This is a genomic window from Rothia sp. CCM 9417 (genome assembly GCF_048513575.1).
Classification (GTDB): Bacteria; Actinomycetota; Actinomycetes; order Actinomycetales; family Micrococcaceae; genus Rothia.
In genome coordinates this window covers 85,512-98,542 of record NZ_JBLXXT010000001.1, presented here as the reverse complement: position 1 = coordinate 98,542, position 13,031 = coordinate 85,512, and the positions used below count along the sequence as shown (strand labels likewise).

The 13,031-nt window shown below is 58.7% G+C and carries 11 protein-coding genes; 3 read left to right on the top strand and 8 right to left on the bottom strand.

The annotated features are described in order from the left end of the window. Positions 1 to 4 precede the first annotated feature (4 nt). Positions 5 to 775 carry an enoyl-CoA hydratase/isomerase family protein gene (locus tag ACN082_RS00420; protein ID WP_419099435.1) on the top strand — a complete coding sequence of 257 codons (771 nt, stop codon included), beginning with the start codon at positions 5 to 7 and terminating at the stop codon, positions 773 to 775. A gap of 131 nt (positions 776 to 906) precedes the next feature. Here ACN082_RS00420 and ACN082_RS00415 read toward each other — a convergent pair whose 3' ends face one another. The 8 genes from ACN082_RS00415 to ACN082_RS00380 all read right to left on the bottom strand — a co-directional run bounded on the left by ACN082_RS00415 (position 907) and on the right by ACN082_RS00380 (position 10,304). Next, entirely contained in the window at positions 907 to 1,440 is a 534-nt protein-coding gene (locus ACN082_RS00415; RefSeq protein WP_419098882.1) for a hypothetical protein, read from the bottom strand. Between the two features lie 854 nt (positions 1,441 to 2,294). After that, positions 2,295 to 3,512: an ATP-binding protein gene (locus ACN082_RS00410; protein ID WP_419098881.1), complete on the bottom strand. Its 1,218-nt coding sequence runs from the start codon at positions 3,510 to 3,512 to the stop codon at positions 2,295 to 2,297. A 160-nt stretch (positions 3,513 to 3,672) separates the two neighbouring features. Further along, positions 3,673 to 4,497: an HpcH/HpaI aldolase family protein gene (locus ACN082_RS00405; protein WP_419098880.1), complete on the bottom strand. Its 825-nt coding sequence runs from the start codon at positions 4,495 to 4,497 to the stop codon at positions 3,673 to 3,675. Further along, positions 4,482 to 5,267, bottom strand: a complete 786-nt coding sequence (gene hpaH, locus ACN082_RS00400) for a 2-oxo-hept-4-ene-1,7-dioate hydratase (protein WP_419098879.1) — start codon at positions 5,265 to 5,267, stop codon at positions 4,482 to 4,484. Before hpaH ends, ACN082_RS00405 begins: the two co-directional genes overlap by 16 nt. A gap of 158 nt (positions 5,268 to 5,425) precedes the next feature. Next, positions 5,426 to 6,538 carry a 3,4-dihydroxyphenylacetate 2,3-dioxygenase gene (hpaD, locus tag ACN082_RS00395; protein ID WP_419098878.1) on the bottom strand — a complete coding sequence of 371 codons (1,113 nt, stop codon included), beginning with the start codon at positions 6,536 to 6,538 and terminating at the stop codon, positions 5,426 to 5,428. Positions 6,539 to 6,611: 73 nt separating this feature from the next. Continuing rightward, positions 6,612 to 8,117: a 5-carboxymethyl-2-hydroxymuconate semialdehyde dehydrogenase gene (hpaE, locus tag ACN082_RS00390; RefSeq protein WP_419098877.1), complete on the bottom strand. Its 1,506-nt coding sequence runs from the start codon at positions 8,115 to 8,117 to the stop codon at positions 6,612 to 6,614. Between the two features lie 44 nt (positions 8,118 to 8,161). Continuing rightward, positions 8,162 to 8,821 (bottom strand): GntR family transcriptional regulator, encoded by a 660-nt coding sequence (locus tag ACN082_RS00385; RefSeq protein WP_419098876.1) that lies wholly within the window; start codon positions 8,819 to 8,821, stop codon positions 8,162 to 8,164. Between the two features lie 4 nt (positions 8,822 to 8,825). Next, positions 8,826 to 10,304, bottom strand: coding sequence for a fumarylacetoacetate hydrolase family protein (locus ACN082_RS00380; RefSeq protein ID WP_419098875.1), 1,479 nt, complete (start codon positions 10,302 to 10,304; stop codon positions 8,826 to 8,828). 173 nt (positions 10,305 to 10,477) lie between these two features. On the opposite strand from ACN082_RS00380, the gene ACN082_RS00375 reads away from it, so the two are divergent. Next, the gene (locus ACN082_RS00375; protein WP_419098874.1) at positions 10,478 to 10,864 is read left to right on the top strand and encodes a hypothetical protein; all 387 of its coding nucleotides are present in this window, start codon (positions 10,478 to 10,480) and stop codon (positions 10,862 to 10,864) included. Positions 10,865 to 11,134: 270 nt separating this feature from the next. Beyond that, positions 11,135 to 13,009: an FAD-binding monooxygenase gene (locus ACN082_RS00370; protein ID WP_419098873.1), complete on the top strand. Its 1,875-nt coding sequence runs from the start codon at positions 11,135 to 11,137 to the stop codon at positions 13,007 to 13,009. Positions 13,010 to 13,031: the final 22 nt, after the last annotated feature.

Sequence of the window (13,031 nt, the reverse complement as noted above, 5' to 3'; positions counted from 1 at the left end):
GAGCATGATTGAGCTGACTGTAGAGGGCGGTATTGCAGAGGTGGTTTTGAAGGCCCCGGCTAAGATGAACGCCCTGAACGAGGCGGCCCTAGCTGACCTGTCGACTGCCTACGATGAGGCCGCTACAGCCGGTGTGCGCGCCCTGCTCTTACGCGGGGAGGGGCGCGGCTTTTGCGCCGGGAGGGACATTGCCGGGTTGGTTCCTGCCGAGGATGATGCCTACGACTACCTGGCCGGTAAGGTTAGCCCGCTCTTGAAGAAGATGAGTGCCTTCCCCGCCCCCACTTTCGCGGCGGTTCAAGGCCCCTGCCTGGGTGTTGGCCTGGGCCTGGCCATTGCTACGGACGTGGTCTATGTGGCTGATACTGCCAAGATTGGCTCGCCTTTCGCCAAGCTGGGGGCCACCTTGGACTCTGGCGGCCATGCTCTCTTTGTGGAACGTCTGGGTGCTCACCGGGCCCTGGATCTGATTTATACCGCCGATTTAATGTCCGGTGCTGAGGCTGTGGCCGCTGGGCTCTTTAGCCGGGTGGTGCCCGCCGATGAGTTGCTGGACTTTACCCGCGCCAAGGTGGCACAGGTAGCCGCCGGTGCTACGGGGGCTTTCCTGGCCTCTAAGCAGTTGGTGGCGCAGGTGCGCGACGCGCGGGTGGGCCTCTGGGAGTCCGTGGAAGCCGAGAACCGCGCCCAAGGCGACTTGTGCGCCTCCACCGACTACGCCGAAGGCTTCGCCGCCTTCACCGAGAAACGCAAGCCGGTTTTTAAGGGGAAGTAAGGCGACCCAGGCTAGGACATGCGTGGTTTCCTTCCAGATGCGCGGGTTCCTCGCACATCTAGAAGGAAACCGCGCATCTCGATGAGGGTGGCAAGCACCTGCTCCGGCACCTGCCGGTGAGAAAGGTGGCTCTAGGAGATCTCAACAATCCAGGCGACGATATTGGTCATGCCCTCTTGCTCGTAACCGGGCGGCGTGTGGAACTGGTAGGTCATGGTGACTACCTGCGGCCCGGGCTCTGCCAGCTTGTGTTCCAGTAAGTAGCCTTCAGCAGAGGCCTCTAGCATTTCCGGGGTTACCTCAACGAGCTGGTCAGGATCCCCATCGAGGTTAACGTCCTCAGCCTTCCCTCGAAAGATATTAATCTCAGCGAACACGGGTTCAGCATCAAAGGTGATTCTCACAGTGTTGGACTCACCGGCAGAACCAAGAACAGGAATGAGTTGCTTATCCTGCACGAGCTCTTTTGTTTCGCTCAGGCTCGCTGAGTGCCATTCGTAGTAGAAAGGCACAAGAGGTTCACCGTTCACGCTTAACTCTGGTATGTCTTCTTGGAACTCTTCCTCTGCCACCAGAGGGGCCTCATGGTAGTCGCTAAACCCGCCGCCGCAAGAGGACAGAGTCAAGAGGGGTAGCACCGTCAGAAACCCGAAAAACTTACGCATTGCAGTCAAACCTTGTTTCAATATCACTTGATGTGCGCTGAATATATGTTTTTCCTTGATATACAACCCTATGATACCTATTGCCCCTATAAGTCTGCATAGAAGAAGACCCACAAACCCGCTTTGAATTAACATCAATTTTTCTTATATTCTTACCCTCCTTAGCATGGAATGACCTCCGGTGCCATACCCCCAACCCTTTTTCATAATCTCTGCACCAGCAGCCATAAACTCAACGCTTTGGCCACAACCTTTAACGCCTGAATGCACAGAAGCCATTCCACCACTCTTATGCACACGCTCTGTATATCCCATGCAACCGATTCCAGTAGGGACCCCAGGATAGTACCCAGGAGATTGTGGGGCAACAACAGCCTGAACAAATTCTCTATCAGTAACTAGGATTTCCGCTAGTAGGTATGAAAAGAAAGTTATACAAACCAAGCAAGCAGTACTGAGCCAAGAAAGAGGGTTAATTTTAGTAGCTAGCTTCACTGCAATTACCTTTCAATCTTACATTTGAATAACCCTCAGTGAAATAAGAAAATATTTATCGTCTAATACATCATTGCACCTTCTTCGAAAGAGATTGTTTTTGTACTACTGTGATTTTCAATCACTAACTATTCAAAAAACAAAGTCAATACTTAATTCAAACCGAGAACCGCGCCCAAGGCGACTTGTGTGCCTCCACCGACTACGCCGAAGGCTTCGCCGCCTTCACCGAGAAACGCAAGCCGGTTTTTAAGGGGAAGTAAGGCCACCTGGGCTGGGACGTGCGTGGTTTCCTTCCAGATGCGCGGGTTCCTCGCACATCTGGAAGGAAACCGCGCATCTCGATGAGGGGTTGCCCGCTACAGGGGAGCACCCGCTAGCACATCAAACACGTCCCGCCACTTCACCTCACCCGTTGCTGGGGCGAATCTATCGCCTGTCAGCAAAAGACAATGAGCCCCCGCCGGAAGGCGATCAAAAGGAGCCAGCTCACGGGCTAAAGTCTGTTCAGAATCGGTAGAAAGAGCCACCTGAAGGTAGAGAGCGTGCCCATCACGGCGCGCCACAAAATCAATCTCGCCACCGGGCACCTGGCCAGTCATCACCTCAAAGCCGCGCCGCTTCAACTCCAAAAACACCATATTCTCTAGGTCCCGGCCCCGGTTAAAGTCGCGTGACCCCAGAAGAGAATTACGCAGGCCAGGGTCCACGAAATACATCTTCCCGCTAGTCCGCAACCATTGCTTACCCTGGGTGTCATACCGGCGGCACCGGTACAGCAGGTGTGCATCCACCATGAGTTGCAGGTAGCGGTCCACCAGCTCTGACGACGCACCGCGCCCCTGGGCCCTGAGCTGTTTCACAATAGAGAGAGTTGAGAGCTCAGAACCTGCGTTCTCGAAGACAAAACGGGCAACACGCAGAAAAGTCTCTGTATCCCTAATCTGCCCCCGCAAGGCAATATCGCGCGTAAAGATTGAGTCAAAAAGGCCGCTGTTGAGCTGCCTGACGGTTTCCTCATCGTGCGTTATTGCCGAAGCGGGAAAAGCGCCCCAGCGAAGCCACTGCTGGTAGGCCTGCTCAACCCCCGTGTAGGTCACCCCAATTTTTTGGCGGAAGCGAGTGAACTCTGCAAGCGACAGCGGGTACATGGGGATTTCAATGTAGCGGCCCGCGAGGTAGGTCATTGATTCTGAGACGAACAGGGAGGCGTTCGAGCCGGTAACGCATATTTCTAGGTTCTCCCGGGTTCGCAGTGAGTTAATGACCCGGGCCCAGTCACTGAGTTCTTGGACCTCGTCAATATGGAGGTAGCGGATCTCGCTGTTATTGATGGCGTCCAGGACGTGGTCGTGAAAGGACTGAGCATTACGCAGGTGATCGTAGGCCATATCCTCAAAGTTGATGGTGAGGATTTGTGAGGGGCCTACACCTTGGGCGATGAGGTAGCTTCGGTACATACTGAGGAGGGCTGATTTACCGCAGCGACGTACTCCCGTGATGATGCGGACGAGGGCGGGGTCGTCAATGTTTGTCAGGAATTCAAGGTATCGGTCACGTGCAAACAGTTCAGCCATATTTCGACTATACCCGAAATTGCAACTGTTTTGACGGTTAATTTCGGGTATACCTGAAATACCCAGTGTGCCTTGGGCTGGGAGGTGCGTGGTTTCCTTCCAAGCGAGCGGGTTCCTCGCACATCTAGAAGGAAACCCGCGCATCTCGATGAGGGTGGGGCTAGTAGCCCACGTCCGTGCCGCCCCCGGCAGGCTGAGAATCAGCAGAATAACCGCTGATGAAGCGAGCCGCCAGCTTCTTAGACTCCAGGGCAAGTAACTGCACGTCGGCTGCTACCAGAATAAAGTCAGCACCAGCATCCAGGTAGTCCTGCGCTATCTGCGGGTCAAAAGCGTTCACGCCCACAGGCAGGCCGGCCGCCCGAGCCGTCCCGATTACCCGCTTCACCGCAGCCACCACGTCCGGGTGATTCTGCTGGCCCAACAGCCCCATAGAGGCCGCCAAATCAGAAGGCCCCACAAAGACCCCGGCTAGGCCCTCCACCGCACAAATCTCTGCCGCGTTCTCAACAGCGGTAGCAGACTCAATCTGCACACAAAGCGAAATGTACTTCTCAGCCTCGGTCAGGTAGCCAGCTACCCCACCCCAGCGGGCCGACCGGGACAGGGCAGAACCCACCCCGCGCACACCGGCAGGCGGGTAGCGGGTGGCGGCCACCGCCAGTTCAGCGGCAGCCGCATCATCGACCATAGGGATCAGCAGGTTTTGGGCACCAGCGTCCAAGAACTGCTTGATAGCAACCACGTCCAGGGAGGGCAGGCGCACCACACTCTGCACCGGGTAGGCCGCCGCCACCTGCAAAAGCTCTTGGACGGTCTCTAGGCTCACAACCCCGTGTTCGGCGTCCACCAGGAGCCAGTCCATGCCCGAACCGGCGCAAATCTCGGCGGCCACCGGCGACCCGGAACAGACCCACATGCCGACCGCTGGGCGGCCCAAGTCCCGCAGGGTCTGAGCAAAAGGCGGGTTTAGATGAAGCGACATGTGATTGCCCCCAAATCCCCGTAGTCGGCGTGCACGGTATCGCCGGGGTGCACCCACATGGGCTTGGTGAAGGAGCCTGCCAGAATTATCTCACCGGCCTTCAAACTGTCCCCGTGGGCGGCCAGCTTATTGGCTAACCAGGCAACCCCATTGGCCGGGTGGTTGAGTACGGCGGCTGCTACCCCGGTGTCCTCAATCTGCTCGTTGCGGTAGAGCAAAGCCGAAATCCAGCGCAAATCGACGGAGGCCGGGTCTACCGGGTTGCCTCCGTAGACCATGGCACCCAGGGCCGCGTTATCACTGATGGTATCTACAATGGTGCGGCCCTCCATCTCAATGCGAGAGCTCAAGATCTCTAGGGCAGGAACCACGTACTCGGTGGCACGCAGAACGTCAAAGATGGTGGCGTGGGGGCCGGCCAGGTCTTCTTTGAGGACGAAGGCCAGCTCCACCTCAATCCGCACATTGGAATACTGGGCGTGCTCAATAACCGACCCATTCTCATAAACCTGGTCGGCGAAGATAACACCGTAGTCCGGTTCGGTAATGCCGGTGGCCTCCTGCATGACCTTGGAGGTCAACCCAATTTTGCGGCCCACCAGCCTACGACCGGCGGCTTCACCGCGAGCGCGCCACATCTGTTGCACCGCGTAGGAATCTTCCACGGTCATCTCGGGGTAGCTGGCGGTCAGGCGCGGGATCATGGTGCGGTTCTTTTCGGCCTGGGCCAGGTCATCGGCAATCTGTGTGAGTTGTTCTTCAGTGAGCATAGCTAGCTTTCAATACTGCGAGAGGTGCTTGAGGTATATGCTCACCGCCAACTGGCTGGGTCTGGCGTGAATTGGGACGAGCGCTCCGCGCGAGTCCCAAGAGGCTTAGTTGGCTAGAGCATATCCCTCAAGCACCGAACTTATTGTATTTTCGGTCTTTAGAGCTGGTGGCCCAGCTTGTATTCACCCTTCTTCCAGTCAGGCATGGATTCCTCACCCTCATCTGAGCGGGTGTAAGAGAAGCCGTCTGCGCCGATGGTTTGTTCCAGTTCAGAATCATCGGTGCGCTCTACCAGGGGCACCAGGTTGCCGTCCAAGTCGAGGACGCGGGAGGCATCGGTGTACCAGGAGGGCACGACCGGGGTGCCCCACCAGTCACGGCGCTGGTTATCGTGGACGTCCCAGGTCACGCGGGGGTTGTCGGGGTCACCGGTGTAGTAGTCCTGGGTGTAAATCTCAACGCGGTGACCGTCCGGGTCGCGTAGGTAGAGGTAGTAGGCGTTGGAGACACCGTGGCGGCCGGGGCCGCGCTCAATGTGATCGGACAGGCGTAGGGCACCGAGCTTATCGCAGATAGCGATAATGTTGTGCTTCTCGTGGGTTGCGAAGGCCACATGGTGCATGCGGGGGCCGTCACCGCCGGTCATGGCGGTATCGTGCACGGTGGGTTTGCGGCGCATCCAGGCGGCGTAGGCAGTGCCGGCCTGGTCCTGAATGTCTTCGGTGACGCGGAAACCTAGATCTTCCATGTAGGAGATAGCCCGGGGCACATCCGGGGTGACCTGGTTGAAGTGGTCCAGGCGGACGAGGGCACCGGGGGTGTGCAGTTCGTAACGCCAGGCCAGACGCTCGACGTGTTCAACATCGTAGAAGAACTCGTAGGGGAAGCCCAGGGGGTCAAGGACGCGTACGGAATCGCCCAGGCCTTTGACGAAGCCTTCTTTCTTCCTGCGGACCTCACAGCCGCGGGATTCATAGAACTTTTCGGCCTTATCCAGGTCCTCTGGGGTGCGGACCCGGTAGGAGAAAGCGGCAACAGCCGGGGTTTCTCCCTTGCGCAGGATCAGGTTGTGGTGGATGAACTCTTCTAGAGAGCGCAGGTAGATGGTGTTCTCGTCCTCTTCGGTGACGACAAGGCCCAGGACATCGACGTAGAAGTCGCGGGAGCGTTCCAGGTCGGTGACCACCAGCTCCATGGAGGCGCAGCGGACGATATCGGGGGCGTTCTCATCGGGTGTAATAACGGGGTAATCAACAAAATTGGGTGACATGGTTATGCTTTCTTTTCTTAGGCCCGGTGGCTTGGCATCCTCGCCAGGCTACCGGGCACCGGTGCTAACTGGCTTAGTTGGCTTTACCGAAGACGGGGTTGTGGACCTCGCCCAGGTTGATGTGTACGGCCTGCTGGTCGGTGTAGAAGTCGATGGAGCGGTAGCCACCCTCATGGCCCAGGCCGGAGGCCTTAACACCGCCGAAGGGGGTGCGTAGGTCGCGGACGTTGTTGGAGTTGAGCCAGACCATGCCTGCCTCTACTGCCTGGGAGAAGTTGTGGGCCCGCTGTAGGTTGGAGGTCCAGATGTAGGCGGCCAGGCCGTACTTGGTGTTGTTAGCCAGCTCTAGGGCTTCTTCATCAGTGTCGAAGGGGGTGATGGCAACGACGGGGCCGAAGATTTCTTCTTGGAAGATGCGGGCATCGGGGGCTACGTCGGCAAAGACGGTAGGCTCCACAAAGTTGCCTTGATCAAACCCTTCGGGGCGGGAGCCACCGGCGACCAGGCGGCCTTCACTCTTGCCAATCTCGATGTAGGACATGACCTTCTCGTAGTGTTCGGGGTGGACCAGGGCGCCGACTTCGGTGGCCGGATCTGAGGGTAGGCCTACTTTGACGCGCTTGGCCTGGGCGGCGTAGCGTTCCACGAACTCATGGTAGATACTGCGCTGGACCAGGATGCGGGAGCCTGCGGTGCAGCGCTCGCCGTTGAGGGAGAAAACCCCGAAGATGGTGGCGTTAATGGCGGTCTCTAGGTCAGCGTCCTCAAAGACAACGGCCGGTGACTTACCGCCCAGCTCCATAGACAGGCCCTTGAGGTAGGGGGCGGCATTGGCGAAGATGATCTGGCCGGTCTTGGATTCGCCGGTGAATGAGATCAGGGGAACGTCCGGGTGTTTAACCAGGGCGTCTCCGGCGCTTTCACCGAAGCCGTTGACCAGGTTGAAGACACCTGCCGGCAGGCCGGCTTCCTCAAAGATTCCTGCCCAGAGGGAGGCTGAGAGGGGGGTAAATTCGGCGGGTTTGAGGACCACGCAGTTACCGGTGGCCAGGGCGGGGGCTAGCTTCCAGGATTCCAGCATGAAGGGGGTGTTCCAGGGGGTGATCAGGCCGGCGACCCCGATGGGCTTGCGGTTGACGTAGTTGATCTGGCGGCCCGGCACTTTGAAGGAGTCGTCGGTTTGGGCCACGATCAGGTCGGCGAAGAAACGGAAGTTCTCGGCGGCACGGCGAGCCTGGCCCTTGGCCTGGGTGATGGGTAGGCCGGAGTCGAAGGACTCCATCTGGGCTAGGGTTTCTTCACGGGATTCCACAATGTCAGCGATTTTCATGAGCACCCGGGCGCGCTCGCGTGGCAGCATGGTGGGCCAGGGGCCGCTGGTGAAGGCTTGGCGGGCGGCAGCTACGGCGGCCTCGATGTCCTCTTTCTTACCGCTGGCGGCCTGGATATAGGGCTGGTTGGTCACGGGGTTGAGTACGTCGAAGGTTTCGCCGTCTAGGGAGTCAACGAACTGACCGTTGATGTAGTGCTGGATTCGGTCGGGTAGACCTGCGGGGAGGGTGGTGTTGGGTGTGCTCACGGGCTAACTCCTTGGTGGTGTTGAATCTGAAGAATGAAAAATTTTTAGTGGGTGCTCTTGAGGTAGCTGGAGAGGGTCGCTTGACGGTGCTGGCGGGCAACGGCCTCAATCTCTTGTTCCTTCGCCCCGGATTCGATGAGGCTCAGCATGCGATTGTGCTCGCTGACAGACTCCTGGGCTCTAGCGGGTACAAAAGAGAAGGTTGATTCTCTCAGATGGCTGAGGCGGTCCCACTCAATGGCAACCAGCTCGAGGAGCCTGTCGTTGGGGCAGGCTGAGCAAAGGATCTGGTGGAAGCGGTAGTTGAGTTCGGTAAAGGCTTTGGGGTCAAAGTCTTCAAGGAGGGCCTCCATCTGGGTGTTCAGTTCCCGTGCCTGTTCGAGTTTCTGGGCACTCAGGTGGGGTGCTGAGTGGGCTGTAGCCCGCCCCTCTAAGAGGCCCAGCACCTGCATACTGTGGGTGTAGGCGGACTGGTCAACCATGGCAACCCGGGCACCTACGTTCCGCTCGAAGGTGGCTAGGCCTTCGGCTTCAAGGCGGCGGATAGCTTCACGCACCGGGACCACTGACATCTCTAATTCAGCGGCCAGACTCGAGAGGGTGAGCCTGTGGCCCGGGGCGAACTCTTGGCCGACTATTTTCTCTCGGATCCATTGGTAGGCGCTCTCCGCTTTGGACAGCCTAGCCCTTCTCTGGTGGCTCACAGGGCTATTCGCTTCCCTGCTGGGACTGGACGAAGGCCTGGTAGGCTTCCTTCCACTGTCCGGTGGGCGGGAAGAGCCCATCCACGGGGTTGCCTTGGGCTACGCGCTGGGCTACCCAGGCGTCTTCTTCTTCCTTAGCCTGGGCGGCGGCGGCTACCTCATCGACCAGATCTAGGGGGATCACGATAACCCCGTCATCATCACCTACGATGACGTCTCCCGGTAAGACGGTGGTGTTTCCGCAGGCTATGGCAACATCTGATTCCCAGGGGACGTGGCGGCGGCCCAGGACAGCCGGGTGGGGGCCCTGGCTAAAGACGGGGAGGCCGATCCTTTGGACTTCTGCGTAGTCGCGTACACCGCCGTCTGTCACAACACCGGCAGCTCCCCGGTGCTGGGCCCGCAGGGCTAGGATGTCGCCCAGGGTGCCTGACTGGGAGCTTCCCCGTGCCTCAATGACGATGACTTCCCCGGCTTGGACACTGTCAAAACAGCGTTTCTGAGCGTTGTAGCCGCCACCGTGGCTCTTGAAGAGGTCCTCACGGTTAGGGACAAAGCGCAGGGTTTTGGCGGTACCTACCAGCTTGGTTCCGGGGGTCTGGGGGTAGACCCCTTCAATCACAACGTTGTTGAGGCCGCGGGCTCGGAGCTGGGCCGAGAGGCCAGCGGTGGGTAGCTCCTGGAGCAGGGCGCGGGTTTCCTGGCTGAGGGCCGGCTTCTCTGGTAGGCCTGCTTCCTGGCGGGAGCCCCAGGCTTCTTCAACCTGAGTTTCGGTGGTGGCAGGCAGGTTGCCCAGATCCGGGTCAAAGTTCCCCTCCCCTTCGATAACGCGGGTGGAGAGCTTGCCGCTGGTGGGGGAACCGGGGGCAGTGGGGGCATCTACCTCCACCTCGACTAGGTCGCCGGGAACCAGCACCGAGGAACCTGCCGGGGTGCCGGTGAGAATAATGTCGCCGGGCTCTAGGGTCATATGCTGGGATAGGTCTGCCACGAACTGGGCCAGGGGGAAGATTAGGTCTTGGTCGGTGGTTCCGCTTTCCTGGCGGAGTTGGCCGTTGACCCAGGTGCGCACACGTAGCTGGTCAGGTTGGACGGTAGAAGCATCAATGTAGTTAGGCCCTACCGGTGTGTAACCGTCACGGCCTTTGGAGCGCACGTTGGAGCCCTTATCGGCGGCCCGGTAGTCGTAGATTCCTAGGTCGTTAGCTGCGGTGATATGGGAGATGTGGTCCCAGGCCTGGCTCTGGCTGACCCAGCGGGCTTCCTTTCCTACAATCAGGGCGATTTCGCCCTCGAAAGCCAGTAAGTCGGTGCCTTGGGGGCGGGCTACTTCACCTGATCCGGTTAGGGAGCTGGTGGGTTTGAAGAAGTAGGAGGGGGTGGAGGGCCGGCGGCCTCGCTGGGCGGCTCGGGATTCGTAGGCCAGGTGCACAGCGATGATCTTGCCGGGGGCTGCGGGTAGGGGTGTGGGCTGATCTGCCATAGAGTCTCCTCCTCGAGCTCTGGTATTTCACCGAAAATCGTATATTATTTTCACACATTAGCAAGTAATCAGCGTCACAACAAGGGGGAGGGTAGCTAGCCTTCAAGCAGGCAAGCTAGTCCCCTCCACACAACAAAGCAAAAGCCTCGGCGCTTCTGTGCTTGAAAGGAAAAATGATGAAGGAGCCATACCTCATCGGAGTCTATGCAGCCGATGCTGGAATCAAAGGAGAATTGTCCTACATCCTAAGGAAAGTCAGCGGGCGCAAAGGTTGCGCCCTCTGCGACATCACCCACGGCTACAATCCCCTGGGCAAGAAAGAGTGGAAAGAAGCCTGCCAGACCCTACCACTACCCCTGAGAACCCTGCACCTCAACCAAGGCACCCCCCAGCTCAAAACCCTGATACCAGATGAGCAGGCACCCGCTATCGCCTACATCTGCGGGGAAGAGTCCCGTATTTTAGTTACCTCCCAGGAACTCCAGGGCTGCAACAAGAGCCCCCAGGCCCTCCTTGAACTCATCAAAAAGAAACTTTCTGGCCTACACCCCACGGAATAGGCCCTTAGAAAGGCCCTGTAAAAGTTTAGTCACCAGAGCCTAGAAGGCCGTTCCTAGATCAGGGTAGGCCAGCACAGCCAGTAAGGGCAGCTCCCTCAGGCCTGGGCCAGCACTCCCTCAGCAAAAAGAGCACCTATCCCTTGTTGCCCGGTCTGGTATCGTATATGATTCAAATTAGTTACCGACATCACACCCCTGGGGGCTTGGGTCTTCCAACACACCCAAACTAAGGCGTACAAGGACGTACCCCAACACACCGTAAGGAGCAGTATGCACTTCCACCACAACGGTTATATTTCCCGCGATCCGCGCATCCAAGAAGCTGCTGGCTACGGCATCGACCGCCCCAGCGACCTGCCAGAAACAATGGATGTGCTCATCGTCGGCTCAGGCCCTGCCGGCATGATTGCCGCAGCCCAACTCTCCCAATTCCCCACCGTCAATACCCGCATCATCGAACGCCGTGAAGGCCGCCTAGAACTCGGGCAAGCCGACGGCATCCAGGCCCGCTCGGTCGAAACCTTCCAGGCCTTCCGTTTTGCCGAAGAGGTCATCCGGGAGGCCTACCACATCACCGAAATGAGCTTCTGGAAGCCGGACCCCCAAAACCCCCAAAACATTATTCGCGGTGCCCGCCCCGTCGATGACCCCCACGACATCAGCGAATTCCCCCACCTAATCGTCAATCAGGCCAGGGTGCTGGACTACTTCGCAGAATACGCCCGCAACTCCCCCGGCAGAATCACCCCCGACTACGGCATTGAATTTCTGGGGCTGAGCACCGACGAAAGCCAGGAATACCCCCTAGAAGTCCGCCTGTGCCACAGCGCTGGCCCCCAGCAGGGGCGGGAGTTTAGCGTGCGCACCAAATACATCATCGGCTGCGATGGAGCCCGCTCAGCTGTGCGCAAGGCCATCGGCCGCAAGCTGACCGGGGACGCCGCCAACCACGCCTGGGGCGTCATGGACGTCATCGTCAATACTGACTTTCCCGATTGGCGCATGAAGTGCGCTATCAGCTCAGCCCAGGGATCTATTCTGCATATCCCCCGAGAGGGTGGGCACCTGGCCCGGGTCTATGTAGACCTTGGCGAAGTCCCAGCAGATGATAACCACGCTGTACGTTCCACCCCCATCGAAGAGATCATTGACCGCGCCAACGCCATCTACCACCCCTATAGCATCGACGTTAAAGAGGTTGCCTGGCACTCGGTCTACGAAGTAGGCCACCGGCTGACAGATCATTTCGATGACCGCAGCACAGAAGAAACCCACCCGCGGGTTTTCATCACCGGCGATGCCTGCCATACCCACTCCGCCAAAGCAGGCCAGGGCATGAACGTCTCCATGCAAGATGGCTTTAACATCGCCTGGAAGCTGGGGCATGTCCTCAGCGGCCGGGCCCCCCAAGCCCTGCTCGAAACCTACTCGGAAGAACGCCAGGAAGTCGCCCAGGACCTGATCGACTTTGACAAAGAGTGGTCAACCCTCATGGCCACCAAACCCGAAGACCTCCCCAGCCCCGAATACCTCGAAGAGTTCTACGTCAAGACAGCCGAGTTCCCGGCCGGCTTTATGACCTGCTATAAGCCCTCTTTACTGACCGGTGGCACCGAGCACCAGCACCTGGCTGAAGGCTTCCCGGTGGGTAAGCGTTTCCGCTCGGCCCGGGTCAATCGGCGGGAAAATTCCTACCCCCGGCACCTGGGCCACGAGGCCACTGCCGACGGTCGTTACCGGCTCTACGTCTTTGCAGATGCAGCCCACCCCGCCGCAGAAGATTCTGCGGTACGAACCCTGAGCGACTTCCTCGTTTCGGACCCCCAATCACCTTTCGTGAAGTTCCGGGCCCAGGGCCAAGACTTTGACGCGCTCATTGAGCCCCTGGTGATTTACCAACAGGTCCACACCGAGTTTGAGGTCACCGATGTACCAGCAGCCTTCCGCCCGCTAGTTGGCCAGCACCAGGTGGAGTACTGGGAGAACATCTACTGCCGCCTGCCAGAAGAAGATATCTTTGAGCAACGCGCTATTAGCCGCGATGGTGCTGTCATCATCGTGCGCCCCGACCAGTATGTGGCCGCAGTGCTACCCCTCAATGACCTGCAGGGCATCAGCGACTACTTCAACGGAGTCTTCCAGTAAGACTACTCACAGATGGGAGGCC

What these genes read in the sequence shown, in the direction of transcription:
- ACN082_RS00370 (WP_419098873.1), top strand. Translation starts at nt 11,135, where the DNA reads ATGCACTTCCACCACAACGGTTATATTTCCCGCGATCCGCGCATCCAA.
- ACN082_RS00420 (WP_419099435.1), top strand. Translation starts at nt 5, where the DNA reads ATGATTGAGCTGACTGTAGAGGGCGGTATTGCAGAGGTGGTTTTGAAG.
- ACN082_RS00375 (WP_419098874.1), top strand. Translation starts at nt 10,478, where the DNA reads ATGATGAAGGAGCCATACCTCATCGGAGTCTATGCAGCCGATGCTGGA.
- ACN082_RS00410 (WP_419098881.1), bottom strand. Translation starts at nt 3,512, where the DNA reads ATGGCTGAACTGTTTGCACGTGACCGATACCTTGAATTCCTGACAAAC.
- hpaD (WP_419098878.1), bottom strand. Translation starts at nt 6,538, where the DNA reads ATGTCACCCAATTTTGTTGATTACCCCGTTATTACACCCGATGAGAAC.
- ACN082_RS00415 (WP_419098882.1), bottom strand. Translation starts at nt 1,440, where the DNA reads ATGCGTAAGTTTTTCGGGTTTCTGACGGTGCTACCCCTCTTGACTCTG.
- hpaH (WP_419098879.1), bottom strand. Translation starts at nt 5,267, where the DNA reads ATGCTCACTGAAGAACAACTCACACAGATTGCCGATGACCTGGCCCAG.
- ACN082_RS00405 (WP_419098880.1), bottom strand. Translation starts at nt 4,497, where the DNA reads ATGTCGCTTCATCTAAACCCGCCTTTTGCTCAGACCCTGCGGGACTTG.
- ACN082_RS00380 (WP_419098875.1), bottom strand. Translation starts at nt 10,304, where the DNA reads ATGGCAGATCAGCCCACACCCCTACCCGCAGCCCCCGGCAAGATCATC.